Origin of the sequence: Actinoallomurus sp. NPDC052274 (assembly GCF_040679475.1) — a bacterium.
Lineage (GTDB): Bacteria > Actinomycetota > Actinomycetes > Streptosporangiales > Streptosporangiaceae > Actinoallomurus > Actinoallomurus liliacearum.
The window spans coordinates 35,077-53,960 of sequence record NZ_JBFAUT010000037.1 but is presented as its reverse complement, the minus strand read 5'-3'; the positions used below and the strand labels follow the sequence as shown (position 1 = coordinate 53,960).

The window sequence follows — 18,884 nt, the reverse complement described above, 5'->3', positions numbered from 1 at the left end:
TCCTTAGAACCCGAAAGGCTCACGGAACACGGCAAGATGGTCATAATGCTCCGCAACCCGATCGCCTCGACCGGTGTTCTATGAAGGTGACCGAGACCGACATCCGCCGCCCGATCGTCACCGCGCTCACGGAGGACCTCGACACCGGGTTCGTCGCGCTGTTCGACGCGTACCGCGACGTCGTGTTCTCCGCCGCGCTGCGGCTGTGCGGGCGGTGGGCCGACGCGGAGGACCTGACGGCGGAGACGTTCCTTCGCGCCTACCGCGCACTGGCCGGTTACGCGCCGCAGCGCGTCGAGAGCCTGCAGCCGCGCCCGTGGCTCATGACGATCCTGGCGAACCTCTGGCGCAACACGGCGCGCTCGGCCGCCCGGCATCCGCCCCCGGCGCCGCTGGAGACAGCACCGGAGGCGGTCGATCCGACGGAGCCGACCGAGCAGGTCGCCGAGCGGTCCGAGACCGGCCGTGAGCTGGCCGCGCTGCTCGGCGAGCTGACCGAGGAGCAGCGCCTCGCCGTCGTGCTGCGGCACGTCGCGGATCTGCCGGTCGCAGAGATCGCGGCAGTCCTCGGTGCCCCCGAGGGCACCGTCAAGTCCCACATCTCGCGGGGTCTGAAGCGACTCCGCCTGCTCTACCCGGGGAGGAACGATGACCACCGTTGAGCCTTACGACCCGGAGCCCTTCGACCGGCACGATCCGCTGATCGCGGACCTCGGCGGGCTGGCCACCGGCGCACCGGCGGGCCTGCTCGACCGGGTGGCGGCCCGCTGGGTGCGCGTCGACGCGGCGATCGGCGGCGTCTACGTCGCGATGACCGACCAGGGCATCGCCTACCTGCGCGCCGGACAGGATCAGGACCAGTTCGTCGCGTCGTTCCGGAGCCGGTTCGCCCGGCCGCTGCTGCCGGGCGGCGGCGCGCCGCCGGCCCTCGAGCGGGCACTGCGGACCGGCCGTACGACCGGGATCCGGCTGGACCTGCGGGGACTGCGTCCCTTCGAGGAGGCGGTGCTGCGCGCGGCCGCGGCGATCCCGCGGGGGGAGATCCGGCCGTACGCCTGGATCGCCGAGCGGATCGGGCGGCCGAAGGCCGTCCGGGCGGTCGGCACCGCGCTGGGAAAGAACCCCGTGCCGCTGCTGATCCCCTGCCATCGGGTGACGCGTTCCGACGGCCAAATCGGGCAGTACGTCTTCGGCGCGCCGGCCAAGGAGCGGCTGCTGCGCATGGAGGACGTCAACCTCGAGGAGGTCGGGACGCTTGCGGCGAAGAACGTCTACTACGTGGGCAGCGACACGACGGGCATCGTGTGCTTCCCCAGCTGCCGCGACGCGCGGCGGATCACTCCGGCGCACTGGCACGGGTTTCGTAACCTGGCACAGGCCGAGAGCGCCGGATACCGGCCGTGCCGGCACTGCCGGCCGGGGGGCGGCGTGTCCTGAGCACCGGTGGCACCGGGCACGGGTGTTCAGGACCCCTTGCGCTCTCGTTCAAGAACGTCCTGTTGACTGATCCGGGTAAGCCGTTGTCTCCGACCGGGGTTCCGCCGCTTTGAGTTTCCGCACCGACCTCGTCCGCACCGACCTCGTCCGCTCCGATCCTGTCCCCGACACCCCTGTCCCCGATGACACCGTCAGTACCGACCCGGTCCGGAGCGGCCCCGTCCGGGCTGGTCGCACAGGCGACGCTCAGGAGGGCGGCGCCGATCCTGTCCGTCCGGGCCCTGACCACGCCGATTCCGGCGGTGCCGACGCCGCCGGCCACGTCCGCGGCGGCCGCCCCGACCCTGCCCGTCCCGATCGCGCCGGCCGTGGGCCGGCGGGTCACGGGCACGCCGATCGAGATCCCTACTTCGACAACGCGAAGTTCCTCGCCGTCGTCCTGGTGGTCATCGGCCACGCCTGGGAGCCCCTGCGGGGCGCGAACATCGGCGGTCGGCTGCTCGAGGCCGCGCAGACGTTCATCTACGCCTTCCACCTGCCGGCCTTCATCGTCATGTGCGGGTACTTCTCGCGCGGTTTCCCGACCACCCGCGGCCGGACCCGCAAGCTCGTCGCCGCCATCGTGGTGCCCTATGTGCTGTTCAGCGTCGCGTACCCACTGTGGGCCGGGCTGCTGTCCGGCGACCACGTCGGCTGGGATCCGCTGGAGCCGTACTACCTGACCTGGTTCCTGCCCGCCCTGCTGCTGTGGCGGCTGTCCACACCGCTGTGGCAGCAGATCCGTCTTCCGGTCGTCGTCGCGGTGCTGATCTCGATGCTCGCCGGGTTCGTCACCCTGCCGAGCATGCTCAACGCCGCGCAGGTGCTGTCGTTCCTGCCCTTCTTCGTCCTCGGGCTGGTGCTGCGGCCGCACCACTTCGCGATCCTGCACCGCCGCGCCGTGCGCGTCGCGGGCGCGGCGGTGCTCCTCCTCGGCGGGCTCACCGCCTACCTCCTCGCGCTGAGTGTCGATCCGGAGTGGGTGCACTGGCGGCGCAGCTTCGGGCAGCTCGGGGTGGGCGCCTCGGCGGGCGTCGGGTTCCGGATCGTCGCGATGGCCGCAGCGCTGGTCCTCACGGTCGCGTTCCTCGCGGTGGTGCCCGCACGGCGCACGTGGTTCACCCGGCTCGGCTCGGCCACGATGTACGCCTACCTGCTCCACGGATTCGTCACTCTCTACCTGTCCTACCAGGACTGGTACTACGGCATCTCCGGCGAGCAGGTCCTGCTGGTGACGGTGGGCTGCGCGCTCCTCGCCGTGGTCCTGTCCGGAGAGCCGGCGCGCCGGGCGTTCCGGTGGGCGGTGGAGCCCCGCCTGGACTGGCTCTTCCGCACCGATCCCGCCCGACGACCGCAGTCCCGCCGCCGATCGGGGCGGCGGGAAAACACGCGCGGGCGAAGAGACACGGCGGGCATGGTCACCGGGACCGAGTGAGGGGCGCGGGCGGCGCGGTCTCTTCTGCGGGCGCGCCGCCCGTACTTGAGCCCTCCCGCCCGGCGCTCAGCGAACGATGCTGGCGTGCCGACTGATCGGCAGTTGATGCGCCGCCTCGGTGATGGCCGCGACCTGCTCGGGGGAGAAGCGGTTGCGCTGGCGCCGGATCCAACGGGGCAGACGGTGCATCCGCAGGAGCGTGACGCCCTCGGCCTCCACGAGGCTCCGAGCGAGGTGACCGCCGTGGATGACGGCCACGGCCTCCACGGCGACCTCACCGCCGAGCCGCTCGGCGAGCAGCGCGGCGGTCGCATCGGCGCGGGCGCGCAGGGCGGAGGCCAATTTCGTGCCGGACCGCTCGTCGACGAACAGCGTTCCCTGATAGGCGGCGATGTCCGTGTCCGGAGCGGCGGCCTGATTGTCGATCATTAGGACGCCGGTCGGTCCGATCACCAGATGATCGATCTGGCCCTGTTCCGGCACGTTCCTTCCCTGGAGGACGCGGTATCCGCGCCAGGCGAGGGTCAGGCGCAGCAGAGCCGAGGTGCGCCGTTCGCCACGCTGGCCTTTGCGCCAGACGCTGGAGGCCATCCGCTGGCGCAGGTAGTAGAGGCTGTCCACCGCGGCGACCACGACCGCGGCCAGCAGCCCGAACCAGAAGTCGACGAGTACCGTGCCGATCACCAGGCCGAGGGCGGCGAGCGCACCGCGCACTTGAAGCCGACGGCGCTTTCCCTGCGCCCATAGCTGCTCGTGCACCGCCTGGGGGGACCCGCCGATCAGCGCCGGGTTGTCCGGAACATAGATCGACCGACCGAACATCACGCGACCCTTTCGCTCGTGGGAGTTTATTATCTCGTGACCACGGCGTTAAGGCCCACCCCCGGTAACGCGGTTAAACATAAAAGTAACAAATGGAATTCGCGTTGGCGGCTGCGCGTGGAATTGCTGTGCAACCTGCACTGCAGCTTGCATCGTGTGTCGGGAGGGAACGAGTCGCTGGACTCGGTGCGGTGACCGATGGCCGCGCCAGGCGATGGATACGTCAGCATAATCCGTTCGTCTCTGGCGAATGCGGTGGTATTGAGATCGGTCGCACGCCATCTATCGTGGCCTCGGGTCCGCGCCGGCCCCCGTCCGCGGCCGGCTGCTCAGGGCCGGCTTCCGACGGTCATGGGTGACCGGGGGATCCGATGACGCCCATCGTCCGCAGGCCGGCGATCACCAGGTCCACGCCGACGGCCGCCAGCAGCAGCCCCAGCAGCCGGCCGGCGACCTCGACCCACATGCGGGGAACCCGGTGCAGCACGTAGGTCAGCACCAGCATCGTGAGGAGGTTGCTCGCGGCGACGGCCACATAGGCCACGGCGACCAGTGGGGGCCAGACCCAGCCCGGCCGGGTCACCGTCAGGACGATGATCGACGTCATCGCGAGCGGACTGACGATGTACGGCAGCAGCAGCGCCATGAAGCCCTCGCCGGGAGAGCCGGCCGGAGTCTCGGCGTGGCCGTCGAGGACGAGGCGCAGGGCGTACACGAAGAAGATCGCCCCACCGGCGATCATCACGTCGGCGTGTCCGATATGGAAGACGTCCAACAGTGGATCGGCGGTCATCGCAAGGACGACGGCGCACAGCGTCGCCGCGCCGGTGGTCCGCCAGGCCAGTCGCCGCAGCGCGCGCGGGTCCCGTCCTTCGGCCAGCCGCGCGAAGCTCAGGACGACCTTCGGCGGCCCGGCCACCGCGATGAGGACGACGAACACGTCCCAGAGATCCAAACGCCCCACCCCGGCGTCCTGCCTACGCGGAGACCCGCGCAAACCCTCCTCCCTCGCGGCCGGCGCCGGTGGAGGGGTGCTCGTCACCGTGCCGACGTCGGCGTGTGATCGTCGTTGGACCCGGACCCGGACCCGGACCCGGACCCGGAGGTGGCGGCGTTGCGGCGGGCGCGGAGCGCGCGGACCCTGCCCCGGCTCGCGCACGCGGGGGACGGGCACCAGCGGCGGCGCCCGGGTGGGTCGATGAAGACGCCTCTGCAGTCATCTTCCGGGCAGCGTTTGAGGGCGAGCCGGTCGGAGCCGGTCATCTGGTCCACGGCCTGACGGGCGATCCGGGCGAGGGCGTGCGCCGTGGTCGCCGGAGGCTCACGTCGCAGGCGGTCGGCCGCGGTGAGCCGGACGGGATCGTCGTGCCCGGCCACGAACGCGGCCAGGGTCGCCACGGCCGTCGCAGGCGGCGGCTCCTCCTCGACCGTGGCCAGTGCGATGGCGCGCAGCGTCTCGCGCAGGGTCCACGCCTGGTGCAGGTCGTCTTGATCGGGTGGCTGAGCCGGGGACAGCTCGCAGCGCTCCAGCCACTCGGCGAGAAGCCCGGCGGTCGCCAGCCGCTCCACCGGGGCCGCGCTGAACGTACGGCCTTTGGTGGCCAGGAAGTTCAACCAGGTGGCGCCGCAGTCGAAGCGGAACGCGAGTTTGTCCTCTGTGGCCATGACCCGATGGTAACGCCTCAGCCGTTACGTCTGCTAGCGTTCTCGTAACGCCCAAGGCGTTACAAAGGTCGATCGAGAAGTGAGGAATGACCATGGCGGCGAGCCAGGCACTGTCGGAGCAACTGACGCGGGCGCGGTTGGACCGCGACGAGGGCTACCGGATGCTGGACCTTCTCCAGGACGAGGCGACCCAGCAGGCCCTCTTCCCGGATCTTGAGCGGCTCGTCCCCGGATACGCCGACTGGATCGTCACCGCGCTGTTCGGCGGCACCTACCTGCGCGAGGGGTTGTCGCCGCGCGACCGCCAACTCGTCAACCTGGCCGCCCTCACCGCGCTCGGCGGTGTGGACCCGCAACTGTCCGGCCACGTCAAGACCTCCTTGCGGGTCGGGATGACCCCTCGCGAGATCACGGAGGTCTTCGTGCACCTGGCGCCCTACATCGGCGTGCCCAGGGCATTGGCCGGATTGCGCGTCGCCGCCGCCGCGCTCGCCGACGTGGAGCAGGAGGCCGGACGATGAGCGGGATGATCCGGACCGTGCTCGGGGACATCGCACCCGAGGAACTGGGCGTCTGCGACGCTCACGACCATCTGTTCATCGGCTCGCCGGCGCTGCCGGGCCAGGAGCTGGACGACCCCGACGCCGCGCTCGCCGAACTGAAGGCCTTCGCCGCGCTCGGCGGCCGTGCCGTGGTCCAGTGGACGCCGTGGGGGATGGGGTCACGAACCGAACGACTGCCCGCCCTGTCCCGGCAGTCGGGCGTCCACATCGTCTCCGCCACCGGAATGCACCAGGCCAAGCACTATGACCCGGGTGAGCTGGAACGCCGCCATGACGGGCTGGCCGACCTGTTCATCCGCGAACTGACCGCCGCCCCGGTGAGGGCCGGCATGATCAAGGTCGCCGGCGCCTACCACCGCCTCGACGGCCACGCCCGGCATGTCATGGCGGCCGCCGCCGAGGCTCATCACGCCACCGACGCACCCATCGGCGTCCACCTGGAGGCCGGAACCGCCGCGTTGGACGTGCTCGACCTGCTGTGTGGGACGCACGGGGTCGCTCCGCACCGCGTGATCCTCGGACACCTGCATCGATTCCCTGACACGAGGATCCACCGGCAGGCCGCCGAGGCCGGCGCGTTCCTGGCGTTCGACGGCCCATCGCGGGTGCACCACGGCACCGACTGGCGCCTGCTGGACAGCCTTTCCGCCCTCGCGGACGCCGGCCACGCCCAGCAGATCCTCCTCGGCGCCGACACGGTGACCCCGTCGGCACGGTCCGACGCCGACGGTCCGGGCATGCCGTTCCTGCTCAGCGGCCTGCGCCCGCGGATCGAGCGGGAACTCGGCCGCGACCTCGCGTCCGCGATCTTCGCCGGGAACCCGGCCCGCGCCTTCGCGGTGCGATGGCGGCGGCCATGACCTGACATCTTCCGAGCGCGGGCGGCTTGCCGGACCGGAGGTCCCGGATCCGCCCGGCGACGGCCGGGGATCGGTGAAACCGTGCTCCGGGGGCGGGGACCGGCAGGCCGCTGCGGGCCATTACGGCGAAATCCGCTGGCCGGTCCGCGCGCCGACCGCCAGCCGTTCGGTGAGCGCTCGCGCCCACAGCGGTGCCGGGCCGCCCGTTCCCCGACGCGGCCGACGGGCCGCGCGAGAACGGGTCACCCCCTCATCGTGACTCGCGCACGTCGGGATGGGAAGACCTCGGGACGCCATGACGCCCGCACCGTCCGGCCGCACACGGCCACCGTGGGCGTCCGGCGGGGACCTGTCCCCGGGTGCGCCCGGATCGGCGAGGCGTCGGTCGCCTGTCAGTTGGAACTGCCCTCCAGGAGGACGCGGGCCACGAGCGCGGGGTCGTCGCCCATCGGGACGTGCCCGCAGCCCCGGAGCCAGACGAACCGAGCGTGCGGCAGCGCCTGCTGGGCGCGTACGGCCTGGCTCGACCGCAGGAGGCGGTCCCGGGTGCCCCACGCGATGGTCACCGGGACGTCCTCCACCTTGCCGCGGAACGTGGTCTCGCGGCCGGCCCGCAGGGTCGGTTCGAAGCCCACCGCGCCGCGCAGCGCGGCCGCGTCCGCCAGCAGGGTGTCGATGCCGATGAGATCCGGTCGCCCATAGATCATGCCGAACATGAGGCCGCGCATCCGTGGTGAGTTCGCCAGCCGGCGCATGGTCGGGGCGGGCAGTCCGGCGCCGAGCCGCGACGCGCGCAGCACGAGCGCGGCGTAGCGCAGTTCGAGCGGCGTGTAGAACCCGGCGGGGGAGAGTGCGGTCACCGAGCGGGCGAGCCCCCGGTCGGCGGCCTCGAGCGCGAACAGCCCGCCGAGGGAGTTGCCGGCGACGTGCGGGCGGTCGATGCCGAGCCGGTCGATGAACTCCCGCAGCAGGCCCACCACCGTGTTGAGGCCGTACGGGGTGCCGGCGGGCAGCGGCGGGGAGGCGCCGAATCCGGGCAGGTCCACCGCGATGACGTCGCGTTCCTTGGCGAGCAGGTCGATGACCGGCTCCCACGCCTGCCAACGGTGGCCGATGCCGTGCATGAGCAGCAGGGGCGGGCCGTCGCCCCGCCGTTCGAAGACGATGTCCACCCGCCGAGAGTAGACCTGAAGTTACCGCTTGGTCACTATGACGGCGCTCACTTGCGCCGACCGGTCGGAGGCGTTCAGCCGGACTCGGGGGTCCAGGCGGCGACGAGGTCGATCAGGCCGGGGAAGCGGGCCTCGAGGTCGTCGACGCGGACGTGGCTGCGGCGCTCCAGGCCGTACTGGCGCTGACGGATGACGCCCGCCTCGCGCAGTGCCTTGAAGTGATGGGTGAGGGAGGACTTCGGGCGGTCCAGGCCGAGCCAGCCGCATGGGTGATCGAACTCCTCACGCTCGAGGAGGAGCTTGCGCACGATGCGCAGCCGCAACGGGTCGCTCAATGCGCCCAGCACCGTCTCCAGCCGCAACCGATCGACGGCGGGCTCGGGCAGTGGGGAGGGTGCGCCGGGAGGCTCCGGCAGCACCCTGATGGTCGGCTTCGTCTGCGTCGCCGGCATCGGCGGTCCTTTCTCGTCGCGGGTTCGTCAGTACGACTTGAATCGTACTGCCTGTGCTAAGTTCGGCTCCACTCGTACAAGTACGACTTAACTCGTACATTGGTCGAACGGGAGGATCCTCCATGCCGGACACTCGATCGGCGCGGGTCGGCGACCCGCCGCGGCCGGGGCGCGAATCGACGGAAGCCGCCGCCCCCACCTGGTGGCTGTGGGCGGCGGCATGGCCGGTGACGGCGGTCTTCGTCCTGTCGAACGCCGCCACGCCGCTGTACGTCCTGTGGCAGCGCGACATCGGCTTCTCCAAGGGCACGCTGACCGTGATCTTCGCCTGCTACATCGCCGGGCTGCTCGGGTCGCTCCTGGTCTCGGGCGTGCTGTCCGACCGCGTCGGACGCCGGCCGGTCCTGCTGCCCGCGCTGGTCCTGGCCATGGCCGCGTGCGTCATCTTCGCCACCGCCTCGACGGTCGCCGCGCTGGTCGTGGCCCGGCTGTTCACCGGCATCGCCGTCGGCGCGGTCGTCTCGGCCGGCATGGCCGCGGTGACGGACGTGGCCGGACCGCGGCGGAAGCGGCTCGCGGCCCTGCTCGCGTCCTGCGCGATGGTCTTCGGCGCGGGGCTCGGGCCGTTCCTCGCCGGAGTGCTGTCCGAGACTCTGCCGGCGCCGACCGTCACCGTCTTCCTCGTCGAGGCGGTGCTGCTGGCGACGGCGGTGCTCACGACACTGCGCATGCCGCTCGGCCGCCCGGAGACGCCCGCGACGGCGGCCCGTTCCTGGATCCGCGTGCCGCGGGTCCCGCGCGGGAGCGGCATCCGGCTCGTCCTCGGCGTGGCGGTGTTCGCCCCCGGCATCACCGCGACGTCCTTCGTCCTGTCACTCGGCCCGTCACTGCTCGCCGGACTGCCCGGCACCACCGACCGGGTGGTGGCCGGGGCCATGGCGTTCGTGATGTTCCTCGCCGCGACCGGCGTGCAGTTCGCGGTGCAGCGCCTGCGCAGGTCCGTGATCCTGCTGATCGGCGCGGTCGGCACGACCGCGGCGATGGCGGCCCTCGTCACCGCGGTGCACACCGCGTCGGTCCCGCTGCTCATCGTCGCGGCGGTGCTCGCGGGCACGGGCCAGGGGACGGGTCAGCTCGGTGGCCTGTCCCTGCTCAACGCGAGCATCCCGCCGCAGCGTCTGGCCGAGGCGAACGCGGCGCTCAACGTGGGCGGGTACGTGCCCGCGGGTGTGCTCCCGGTGGCATCCGGGTACCTCAGCGACGCCAGCGGGCTGACGACCGGCGCCACGGTCTTCGGCGCCGTACTCGCGACCCTGGCGATCGCCGGAGGTCTCGTCGTCCTCGGCGCCCGCAGCCGGATCCGGTGACGCATGCCGGCTACGACGACCGCGGCGAGTCCAAGCCGCCGGCGCAGGCCGCCCGGCGACTCATCCCCGCACGGGACGGCCCAGCAGATGACCGCCGCCCGCGACGAACTCGCCCGCCAGGGACTGTGGGTGGAGTTGTCGGCGGCCGCCGGTCTGGCCGCACGCCGCACCCACCCGGCGGCCGTCGACGGGCCGACCGTGTGCATCGCCACCTCCAGCGGATTCAAGGACATCACCACCGGCACCCACGCGCCCGAACCCGCCGCCGACTGGAACACCATCTCCGCCCGGATCCGAGCCCTTCATGCCTGAATGTGCCGGCCATCGGCGGTGACCACGACCGGCTAGGTCGTGGGTGCCTGCGAGCGCGCGTCCTTCCAGCGGTCCGGGCGTCCCGCGTACGGTGCGCCGGCCGGCGACAGGTTCGGCGGGCGCGGCGCGGGTAGGGCGGCTCCCGCGGTCGCTCCCGGCGGTTCAGGTTCAGGAGGACGCGCGCTCATTCTCCGGGCGCGTGACGTCAGCCGGCGAGGTTCGCGGCGGAGACGGAGATCGCCGCCTCGTCGGCCGGAGCGGTGCCCATCGCGCGAGCCAGACTGCGGTACGGCGCGGCCTCGTCGGCGCGGCCACGCCGCTCGAGAGTCCGGGCCAGCGCCTCGTGCGCCCAGCCGTTCGCGGGGTCCAGCTCGATCAGCCGCCGGAAGGTCTGCTCCGCGCGGCCCAGTTGCGCGCTGTGGAAGTAGGCCCGCCCGAGCAGCTCGACGGCCGCCCGGTTGTCCGGCTCGCTCTCGACGATCGGCGCGAGGATGCGCCCCGCCCCGGCGTAGTCCCGGGCCTCGAAGAACATCCGTCCGCGCTGGTACTCCTCGTAGGTCATCGGCGTCCTTCCATCGATGGCGTCCGCGTCGTCGGACGCCGCACGCCACAACGTCCGCGCCGGTCGCCGTCTTCCCGACCGCCCGCCGGAGCCCGCGCGCCGGTCTGTCATCATGCAGTGATGGTTGAAAAGGAAACTACTTGTGGCGGCGACGGGGCCGTGGGATGAGCAACACCGACACGACCCCGACCGTGCTGGGCTGCGGCGGCCTCGCGGAGGCCGGAGCGCCCCTGGAGGAGCCCCGAGCGCAGGTCCTCACCGCGCGGGACGTCCCGCTGGGCGGTCCCCGGGCGATGACGGTACGGCGCACGCTGCCCCAGCGGGCCCGTACGCTGATCGGCGCGTGGTGCTTCGCCGACCACTACGGTCCCGACGACGTCGCCGACAGCGGCGGCATGGACGTCGCGCCGCATCCCCACACCGGCCTGCAGACGGTGAGCTGGCTGTTCAGCGGAGAGATCGAGCACCGCGACAGCATGGGCAACCACACACTCGTGCGGCCCGGCGAGCTGAACCTCATGACCGGCGGCCACGGCATCAGCCATTCCGAGGTCTCCACCGCCCGCACCACCATCTTGCACGGCGTCCAGCTGTGGGTGGCGCTGCCCGAGGAGCACCGGAGCACCGGCCGCGACTTCCAGCACTACGTCCCACCCACGATCTCGTTGGACGGGGGTGAGGCCAGGGTGTTCCTCGGCTCGCTGGCCGGCGGCACCTCCCCGGTGCGGACCTTCACGCCGCTGCTCGGCGCCGAGCTCACGATCGCGCCCCACGCGACGGTCACCTTGACGGTGGACGCCCGCTTCGAGCACGGCGTGCTCGTCGACAGCGGGGACGTCCGCGCGGCCGGAACCCCGCTCCGGCCCGCCGAACTCGGCTACCTCGGCACCGGCGCCGGCACGCTGACGCTGGCGAACGAGGCGGACACCGCGGCCCGCATGCTCCTGCTCGGCGGCCCGCCGTTCAACGAGCAGATCGTCATGTGGTGGAACTTCATCGGCCGCAGCCATGAGGAGATCGCCGAGGCGCGGGAAGCGTGGCAGAACGGCTCCGACCGTTTCGGCGCCGTCGCGGGTTACGCCGGGAACCGCCTGCCCGCCCCGGCCCTGCCGAAAGCCACCATCAGACCTCGCGGCAATCCCCAAGCCCCTGCGGAAGGAAGCCGACAGCACTCAGCGCCGGACGCTGAATCCGGCTAGGGCTCGAGTTCGGCGGCGACGCCCTGGAAGTCGTCCATGGAGAGGGTCAGGGTGTTCTGGCCCTGGAAGACCTGGGTCTCGCCGACCTGGCCGAGGTGGTGGTTGCAGGCGCGGTCGAGGTACGCCTCGACGAGCCGGGCGTTGGTGAGCCGGCCACGGCCCCGCAGCGCCGCCAAATCACGCCGGGCCACCTGCCAGGCCTCCGGCGCCAGCTTCAGGCGGCGTTCACCGGCCAGGAGCGCCGCGAGGTGGACCCGCAGCTCCGGGTCGGACAGGTCGGGCAGTCGTACGGTGCGGAAGTCGGTGATCAGCTCCGGAATGGCGTCGGTGAGCTCCCGCAGCCGATCCGGCGCGCAGGTCGCCGCGAGAACGGTCTCGCTGACGCCCTCGACCCGCGCCCGGTACAGCGCCGAGGCGTAGGCCGACCCGCGGTCGTCGTCGAGGACGACCGTGTCGAGCCCTTCGATCAGGAGCGTGTGGCCGTTGTGCTCGGCGATGCGTTCGCGCAGCCGCCGTGGGTCGATCTCGGCCAGTTCGTCGGCCAGCAGCGTGTGCACCTCGCCGCTGCCCAGGCCCACCTCGGCCAGCGCGCGGGCGATCATGCGGGTGAGGCGGCGCTGGCCGCAGGACAGCTCGCCGACGAGCAGCACCGCCGGCGCGGACGCGCTGGACACCTCCTGCCCACGCAGGCTGAGCGCCCAGGTGCCGCGCCGGCGCAGCTCCGTCAGCAGCCGCTCGATGTCGTCGGGGCCCGGCAGGAACGTGATGCCGTACGCCTCCACCGGCCGCGGTCCGGCATCGGACCGGTGTCCCGCCGGCTCCGGGAAGGGCGGCGGAGTGCCCGCCCCGGTCGCCGGGGCCCCGAACGGTGGCGGGGCGCCCGCTCCGGCCGCCGGATCGGGCCACGGTGGCGGAGTGCCCGTTCCGGCCGCCGGGCCTGGGAACGGCGGTGGGGCGCCGGCGCCGGCCGGTGGCTCACCGGAGGCGACCGAGGTGGGCGGTGGGCCGGCGTCCGGCGTGGGCGCGGCGGGGCCGGGCCACGCGGTGGTGCCCGCCGGGAAGCCGGGGCTGGATGTGGGCGCGGCGGGGCCGTCGTCGGCGGAGCCTCCCGGGTCGGACGCCGGTCCGGAACCGGGGTCGGAGGAGGGAGCGGAGGGCAGCGGCTCGGAGGCCGGCCAGGCCGTGGTCGCCGGCTGGGGAGGGGGAGGAGTGTCGGCCTTGCGCTGCTCGGCGAGGTGCGCGCGGGCGGCCTCGATGATCTCCCACGGAGTGAGGCCCTCACCGGGACCCGGCTCGGGCCCGGCGTCGATCGTCTTCATCAGCGCCGCCGGGACGGTGAACCCGGGCCGTGGCGGCGCCATGTTCGCCAACCGGCACCAGGCCAGCGCGGTCGCGTACGAGGCGGCCAGCAGACTGCGCAGGATCTGTGGGTCCGCGCCGGCCACCGCGCTGGGCAGCGTGCCGTCGACCGGCCACAGCTCCCGGAGCGGGTGACCGGGCTGCCCGAGCGCCTGCAGGGTGCGGACGGCTTCGGGGTCCAGCCAGGGAAGCACCGCGGCCGCCACGCCGGGTACGCCCTCGAGGTCGGCGGCCAGCAGCGCGAACGCGACCCTCCGGGCCTCGGCCGGCCCGGCCGCGGCGGCGGGCAGCGCGGCCGCCATCGCGGCGAGGTCGTAGCAGGCGAGCCGGAAGTGGTCGCCCGCGGCAGTCTCCCGCAGCAGCGCCACCCGGAGTTCCGCAGGGCAGCGGCGCAGCCATTCCTGGACGATGGCCTGGTCGCCGTAGCGCATTCCGGCGTGGTCGCTCGGGACCATGCGCAGGGTCGTGCCGGCGATCGCGGCGAGCGCGTCGGCGCGTGGCCGGAAGGCGGGGTCACCGCGCAGGGCCTCGGCCGTCTCCCACAGGGCGCGGGCGATGTACGAGGCGCCCATCGGGTCGCCGGCCCGCAGGCGCTCGGTGTAGGCGCCGACGATCAGCGGGAGGGTGGGCGGCAGGAACCACCGTGGACCTGGCGCGGCAGGGGTCAGATGGCGGCCGTACAGGCCGAGGAGCGGATGGTCGTCCAGGGCGACCGGAGCGCCCGTGCACCACAGCATGGCGAAGAAGGACACCGCGACCGGGCTCGGCGTGCCCGGCAGGAAGAGGGGATCCTGCATCGGGAACTGGGCGGGGTTCGCACTCGCCGCCGCGGTCACGGTCTGCTGAAGCCGGCCGAGCACCACGGGGGCGGGCGGCGCGCCGAACAGGCCGTCTGCGGCCAGGGGGCCGGGGGTCAGGTCCGGCCCGGTCGTCAGGATGGAAGGAGGTACCGGCGGTCGGCCCGCGCCGGGCGGCGCGGGCATCACCGCCTGGCGCGCGGCGGGATCGAACGGGGGCGGGCACAGGTGCCAGTTGCCGTCCAGACCGCAGCGGTACCAGCGGCCCCATGCGCCGAAGAGCCACCATTCGCCGGCCCCGGCGAGCATCCGCGACGTGATCGCCTCGGCGCGCGCGTGCGGCGGCGCGCCCATCCACCATGGGGAGGAGGTGATGCCGCGCACGTCTGTCTCGATGGCCGCGAACGGATCGCTCGGGGGTGCGGCCGAGGCCTGCCAAGTCACGATGCGCATCGTAGTGGGTCGATTTGGACGACATTGCGGCGCGTAATGACCGTCCTGTAGCTTTGCTCCTTAATTGCGAGGGGGTGGGCATGTGAACGCCGCGCGGCTCAAGGCGTCCGGGCTGGTTTTCGGAATCGTGTCATCGGTCGCCTTCGGCACGTCGGGGCCGTTCGGAAAGGCGCTGATCAACGCGGGCTATTCGCCGTTGCAGGCGTCATGGACGCGAATCGCCGGCACCACCCTGGTCCTCGTGCCGATCGCCCTCCTGCTGCGCGGGCGTGCCGCCGGGCGCGCGGTGCGCGGGCGGTGGCCGCTCCTCCTGCTGTACGGCGTGATGGGCGTGGCGGGCTGTCAGTCGCTCTACTTCTTCGCCGCGTCCCGTCTGCCGGTCGGCGTGGCGATCCTTCTGGAGTTCACCGGTCCGGTGCTGGTCGTGGCGTGGATGCGGGTCGTGCAGAAACGGCGGGTGCCCCGGAGCGCGGCGATCGGCGTGATGATCGCGCTGGTCGGCCTCGCCTGCGTCGTCGAGGTCTGGTCCGGCCTCAGCCTGGACCCTCTCGGACTCCTCGCCGGGCTCGGCGCGGCCGCCTGCCAGGCCGCCTACTTCCTGATCATCGATCGGGTCGGGGAGGACGTGGACCCGCTGGTCATGACCGCCGCCGGGTCCACGGTCGGCGTGGTCGTGCTGGCCGTGGCCGCGCCGCCGTGGGGCATCCCGTGGCACCTGCTGACCACCGGCGTACGGTTCGGCGACCGGTCGGCCCCGGGGTGGTCGCTCGTCGTCTGGATCGTCCTGGTCAGCACGGTCACGGCGTACCTCACCGGCGTCGCCGCGGTGCACCGCCTGTCCGCTCCCGTGGCAGGTGCCGTCGCGTACATCGAGACGGTCTCGGCGGCCCTGTTCGCCTGGATCACGCTCGGCGAGCGGCTGGGCGCGGCGCAACTCGCCGGAGGGGCGATCGTGCTGGTCGGCGCGTTCGTCGCCCAGCGGTCGGTCGCGCCCGACGAACCCGCCCTGGAACCGGTGCCCCTCCTGGAGGGCGTCGGCGTCAGGAGTGCTGACGGGTGAAGGCCCGGGTGCCGATCGCCAGCGCGGCCGCCGCGAACGCCGCCGAGACGGCCAGCCCGACCGTCAGGGTGCCCGACGCGTGGCGGCCGGCGAACGCCGCGCGCAGCGCCTCCACGCCGTACCGGAACGGCGTCGCGCGGGACACGGCGTCGAGCCAGCCCGGCGCGGCCGACATCGGCAGGAGCGCTCCGGACAGCAGCAGCATCGGCATCACGACCGTGCTGGACAGCGGCGCGAACAGCTCCTGCCGCCGAAGCGTCAGCGCGAACGCGTAGGACAGCGCGGCCAGGCCGGCCGCCAGCGGGACGAGCAGCGCCAGGCCGATCAGCAGTCCCGCGACGGGCACGCGGAACCCGAACGCCGCACCGACCGCGATGACGAGCGCCGCCTGGCCGAGGAGGACGACGGTGTTGGTGAGCACCCGGCCCAGCAGTAGGGCCAGGCGGGAGGCGGGGGTGACGCGCAGCCGTTCGAGCACGCCGAACCTGGCGTCGAAGACGATGCCGAACCCCGCCAGGCCCGGGCTGAGCAGCGAGAGCTGGATCAGCACGCCCGGCACGAAGATCTGCCAGCTGTCGCGCCCGAGGTAGGTCCCCAGCAGCGGGCCGAACAGGACGAGGTTGAGGACGGGCTGCAGCACGCCGAAGATGAGTCCCACCCAGCCTCCCAGCGTGAGCCGGAGCTGGTGGCGGAAGATCAACCAGGTGTCACGCGGCATGGGCGGCCGCCTCTCGCGCGGTGCGGGCCAGGAAGACGTCGTCGAGGGTCGGCCGGGTGTGCTGGATCGACAGCGGCTCGACACCGGCGGCGTCCAGGGCACGGGTGAGCTCGATGAGGACGCGGTCGCCGGGTTCGACGGTCAGGCGCAGCGTGCGCCCGGTGACGCGGACTTCAAGCGGAAGAAGATCAAGCTTCCCAAAGGGAATTATCAATTGCGGACGGTACGGCCGAAGTTCCGCAAGGCGCTTGATCTGCTCAGTAGCAACGGCCTAACAGAAACGGCCTCCGCATCATGCGGAGGCCGTTTCTCTTGTGGGGGTGGTACTACTAACGCCAGGGCAAACCTCGCCGACGTAGACGGGAGCGGTACCTATCCGCGAATACCTTGCCCGCGAACGTCACACCCGCTGTCAGGATCGCACCGACCAGGACACTCCCCGGATCGATTGAATGCATACTTGGTCACCTCCCTTCTACCCCTTCGCTCTTGGTCTCTCATCGATAGATCAGTCGTTTTCTCCTGTAGACCGGATGCGCGCGGTCCCAGTTACGCCAGATGAGTTCTAGCGTCCAGGCGTGGACGGAGTTCTTAACCTTCGGTTCCAGCGCTTCGAGCGCCAGCCTATGTAGCGTGTCCTCCTCTTCGCTGTCGCTACGGAAGAACACCACTTGCGTCCTGCTCGCGTGTGAGAATTCAGCGGTGTATTCCTCAACGTTGGTTTCCGGGGGATCGGTATGAGCCAGGTGCGCTTTCGTGCTCCCTCCCTGGATTGCGTCGGGATCGTGAGAGTGCGCGGGCTCGGATTTGTGCTGGTGAGATATTGCGTGCCTATGCGGCACCGGAAAACCGGCTCGACGAAGGCTCTCCTCTATCCACTCGATACTTCCCTGACCGATGTTGCGGATTTCGCCGAGACGGTTTGCCTCTGCGAGTTTGAGCAAGTCGCCGACCGTTTCTGTAGGGTCGTCAGTGTGACGTTCTAGCGACGCGCGAATGCTCGTCGGCAGAACAAGACACTTGATCGGGCAATCAAGCTGCACCGGCGACGATTCCACTTTTCCTCACTCCCCTCGTCATGCTTAACGTATTCGTTAAAGGGGCCGTTGAGGCGCAGGCCCCTCAACCCGCACCCCAACGGCCCCGTGCCCCGGTCCACCGATCCGGGGCACCTGAGCCGCGTCGGCAACGCTCCCCGCGCCGACGCGACCCCGTCCTTAACCCACGCGACCATGCAGCAGACGGGAACGGTCACACGGGATTCGTAGGTGGACGCGCAAAGGCTGAAATGAAGCTTGCGAGAGTCCATCCCGTCTTGCGCGCCCACATGCCTTTTTGAGTCGCCTCAAGCTAGCGAAGTCTCGTTTTCCGGACCCCGCCGAGTCGTTCCCGCAGTTCTAAGGCGCTATCGGCCACGAGGAAACCGCCGCGACCGTAGACGGCGTACCAGCGCCCATTGCAGGGATTGTGTATGAAGCAGACGAGCGGGAAGAGTTGCCGCAGATTCGCGAGCGCAGCTTTAGTCGTCGCGTCATCCACAGCGATCACCTAACCGACCTAAGTACGTGTTTGACGTATAGGACGGCGAGCGCTATATGCGCGACATGCGATATGGGATGACCCCACGAGAAGAAGAACCACAGGTCGCCGTTCTCTTTTGCGTATGGAGTGCACGAAATTTCGTCGTCCATATGCGGTAGCTTCGGATTGCGAACATGCAGGGTTGGCGGCCTGGCACGATGCTTAATGATCTGAGTGGTGAACCCGCTTATCTTGAGTTCGCGTTCGAGGCTTTCGAGGCCGTCGAGGATCTTGCCCGGTGGTGTTTCCGCTTGGTGACGTTGTGTCATGCAAGCGACGGTAGACCGCTATATGGTACGCGTCACTGGCACTTGCAAGGGCGTCGTAGCGGAAGTGCCAACGAGCGTTACTCTGCCAGATCAGTAGGCGAGTTGGAGCGCGTCGGCAAGATCGCGCATCTCTCCCGTCAGAGTCCTGCGCCGGTCGATGATCTTCTTGAGGACGTCGCGCGCAAGCCGCTGGTTTACGATCCACTCGGGAGATTCCCGGCGTATGCCTTGCAGAGTGTCGAAAGCGTCGGCATAGCGCCGAAGTTGAACGTTCGCATTCGCGACATCCAACAGGTGCCGATTGCGGTTGTTTGAGGTTGGTCGCAACTCTCCTGCGTTGGGGATCGTGCTGGCCAGTGACAAAACACGGTCCGGTCGATCTTCGATCATGGCATTTTCGGCACGCTTCATTGCCACTGTGATGGGGCCGAAGGTGCGGAGGAAGTCGGCAGGTGGGGCGTACTCCCGGCCCATCCCAACGGCCGCTGCGCGGGCTAGCCTAATCGCGTCTTCTGCCTCGCCAGGTTGGTTGTTGCGTATGGCGGATGTTGAGATGCGGATAAGCAGCCATCCCCACGCGGAAAGCTCGTTCATCGTCGCGCGCGACATTCGCGGCTCGACGTCGTCTGCCCACCGGGTAGCTAGCTTCAAAGTCGGCTCTAGCTTGCCCTGACGTATTAGCAGCCAACAGAGCGTATTGACCGTTGCCGCAGCGTCGAGACGGTCCGCAGCGTCATCTAGTGAGCGCTCCAACGCCATCTC

General features: G+C 71.0%; 21 protein-coding genes. 9 read left to right on the top strand and 12 right to left on the bottom strand.

Annotation, left to right across the window (positions count from 1 at the left end; all coding sequences use genetic code 11):
* The first annotated feature begins 86 nt into the window (after positions 1–86).
* The 3 genes from AB0K82_RS27835 to AB0K82_RS27825 all read left to right on the top strand — a co-directional run bounded on the left by AB0K82_RS27835 (position 87) and on the right by AB0K82_RS27825 (position 2,911).
* Positions 87–662: an RNA polymerase sigma factor gene (locus AB0K82_RS27835; protein WP_364402377.1), complete on the top strand. Its 576-nt coding sequence runs from the start codon at positions 87–89 to the stop codon at positions 660–662.
* Complete coding sequence (locus tag AB0K82_RS27830; protein WP_364402375.1) at positions 649–1,437, top strand: methylated-DNA--[protein]-cysteine S-methyltransferase; 789 nt, start codon at positions 649–651, stop codon at positions 1,435–1,437. The genes AB0K82_RS27835 and AB0K82_RS27830 overlap by 14 nt, the downstream gene beginning before the upstream one ends.
* Before the next feature lie 109 nt (positions 1,438–1,546).
* Positions 1,547–2,911, top strand: coding sequence for an acyltransferase family protein (locus AB0K82_RS27825; RefSeq protein ID WP_364402372.1), 1,365 nt, complete (start codon positions 1,547–1,549; stop codon positions 2,909–2,911).
* 66 nt (positions 2,912–2,977) lie between these two features.
* Here the strand turns inward: AB0K82_RS27825 and AB0K82_RS27820 are convergent, their stop codons facing one another.
* The 3 genes from AB0K82_RS27820 to AB0K82_RS27810 form a co-directional block, all read right to left on the bottom strand.
* Positions 2,978–3,733 (bottom strand): nuclease-related domain-containing protein, encoded by a 756-nt coding sequence (locus AB0K82_RS27820; RefSeq protein WP_364402369.1) that lies wholly within the window; start codon positions 3,731–3,733, stop codon positions 2,978–2,980.
* A 349-nt stretch (positions 3,734–4,082) separates the two neighbouring features.
* Entirely contained in the window at positions 4,083–4,697 is a 615-nt protein-coding gene (locus AB0K82_RS27815; protein WP_364402368.1) for a MarC family protein, read from the bottom strand.
* Positions 4,698–4,771: 74 nt separating this feature from the next.
* Entirely contained in the window at positions 4,772–5,398 is a 627-nt protein-coding gene (locus AB0K82_RS27810; RefSeq protein ID WP_364402366.1) for a CGNR zinc finger domain-containing protein, read from the bottom strand.
* A gap of 92 nt (positions 5,399–5,490) precedes the next feature.
* On the opposite strand from AB0K82_RS27810, the gene AB0K82_RS27805 reads away from it, so the two are divergent.
* A complete protein-coding gene (locus AB0K82_RS27805; RefSeq protein ID WP_364402364.1) occupies positions 5,491–5,919 on the top strand; it encodes a carboxymuconolactone decarboxylase family protein in 429 nt (142 codons plus the stop codon).
* Entirely contained in the window at positions 5,916–6,821 is a 906-nt protein-coding gene (locus AB0K82_RS27800; protein WP_364402362.1) for a hypothetical protein, read from the top strand. Before AB0K82_RS27805 ends, AB0K82_RS27800 begins: the two co-directional genes overlap by 4 nt.
* 392 nt (positions 6,822–7,213) lie before the next feature.
* Here the strand turns inward: AB0K82_RS27800 and AB0K82_RS27795 are convergent, their stop codons facing one another.
* On the bottom strand, positions 7,214–7,993 hold the full coding sequence (locus AB0K82_RS27795) for an alpha/beta fold hydrolase (RefSeq protein WP_364402359.1): 780 nt from the start codon (positions 7,991–7,993) through the stop codon (positions 7,214–7,216).
* A 74-nt stretch (positions 7,994–8,067) separates the two neighbouring features.
* Positions 8,068–8,445: an ArsR family transcriptional regulator gene (locus AB0K82_RS27790; RefSeq protein ID WP_364402357.1), complete on the bottom strand. Its 378-nt coding sequence runs from the start codon at positions 8,443–8,445 to the stop codon at positions 8,068–8,070.
* Positions 8,446–8,567: 122 nt separating this feature from the next.
* Between AB0K82_RS27790 and AB0K82_RS27785 the strand changes: the two genes are divergently transcribed.
* On the top strand, positions 8,568–9,812 hold the full coding sequence (locus tag AB0K82_RS27785; protein ID WP_364402354.1) for an MFS transporter: 1,245 nt from the start codon (positions 8,568–8,570) through the stop codon (positions 9,810–9,812).
* 3 nt (positions 9,813–9,815) lie between these two features.
* Positions 9,816–10,124, top strand: a complete 309-nt coding sequence (locus AB0K82_RS27780) for a hypothetical protein (protein ID WP_364402351.1) — start codon at positions 9,816–9,818, stop codon at positions 10,122–10,124.
* A 205-nt stretch (positions 10,125–10,329) separates the two neighbouring features.
* Here the strand turns inward: AB0K82_RS27780 and AB0K82_RS27775 are convergent, their stop codons facing one another.
* On the bottom strand, positions 10,330–10,686 hold the full coding sequence (locus AB0K82_RS27775) for a tetratricopeptide repeat protein (RefSeq protein WP_364402348.1): 357 nt from the start codon (positions 10,684–10,686) through the stop codon (positions 10,330–10,332).
* A gap of 164 nt (positions 10,687–10,850) precedes the next feature.
* On the opposite strand from AB0K82_RS27775, the gene AB0K82_RS27770 reads away from it, so the two are divergent.
* Positions 10,851–11,885 (top strand): pirin family protein, encoded by a 1,035-nt coding sequence (locus AB0K82_RS27770; protein WP_364402346.1) that lies wholly within the window; start codon positions 10,851–10,853, stop codon positions 11,883–11,885.
* Here AB0K82_RS27770 and AB0K82_RS27765 read toward each other — a convergent pair.
* Positions 11,882–14,485 carry a hypothetical protein gene (locus AB0K82_RS27765; protein ID WP_364402343.1) on the bottom strand — a complete coding sequence of 868 codons (2,604 nt, stop codon included), beginning with the start codon at positions 14,483–14,485 and terminating at the stop codon, positions 11,882–11,884. The genes AB0K82_RS27770 and AB0K82_RS27765 overlap by 4 nt on opposite strands.
* Positions 14,486–14,576: 91 nt before the next feature.
* Between AB0K82_RS27765 and AB0K82_RS27760 the strand changes: the two genes are divergently transcribed.
* Complete coding sequence (locus AB0K82_RS27760; RefSeq protein ID WP_364402340.1) at positions 14,577–15,554, top strand: DMT family transporter; 978 nt, start codon at positions 14,577–14,579, stop codon at positions 15,552–15,554.
* Here the strand turns inward: AB0K82_RS27760 and AB0K82_RS27755 are convergent.
* The 5 genes from AB0K82_RS27755 to AB0K82_RS27735 form a co-directional block, all read right to left on the bottom strand.
* A complete protein-coding gene (locus tag AB0K82_RS27755) occupies positions 15,535–16,272 on the bottom strand; it encodes an ABC transporter permease (RefSeq protein ID WP_364402337.1) in 738 nt (245 codons plus the stop codon). The genes AB0K82_RS27760 and AB0K82_RS27755 overlap by 20 nt on opposite strands.
* Positions 16,262–16,486, bottom strand: a complete 225-nt coding sequence (locus AB0K82_RS27750; RefSeq protein ID WP_364402335.1) for a hypothetical protein — start codon at positions 16,484–16,486, stop codon at positions 16,262–16,264. Before AB0K82_RS27750 ends, AB0K82_RS27755 begins: the two co-directional genes overlap by 11 nt.
* A gap of 283 nt (positions 16,487–16,769) precedes the next feature.
* The gene (locus AB0K82_RS27745) at positions 16,770–17,330 is read right to left on the bottom strand and encodes a hypothetical protein (protein ID WP_364402333.1); all 561 of its coding nucleotides are present in this window, start codon (positions 17,328–17,330) and stop codon (positions 16,770–16,772) included.
* A 486-nt stretch (positions 17,331–17,816) separates the two neighbouring features.
* The gene (locus AB0K82_RS27740) at positions 17,817–18,122 is read right to left on the bottom strand and encodes a hypothetical protein (protein WP_364402330.1); all 306 of its coding nucleotides are present in this window, start codon (positions 18,120–18,122) and stop codon (positions 17,817–17,819) included.
* Positions 18,123–18,212: 90 nt separating this feature from the next.
* Entirely contained in the window at positions 18,213–18,881 is a 669-nt protein-coding gene (locus AB0K82_RS27735) for a hypothetical protein (protein ID WP_364402457.1), read from the bottom strand.
* Between the last annotated feature and the right edge of the window lie 3 nt (positions 18,882–18,884).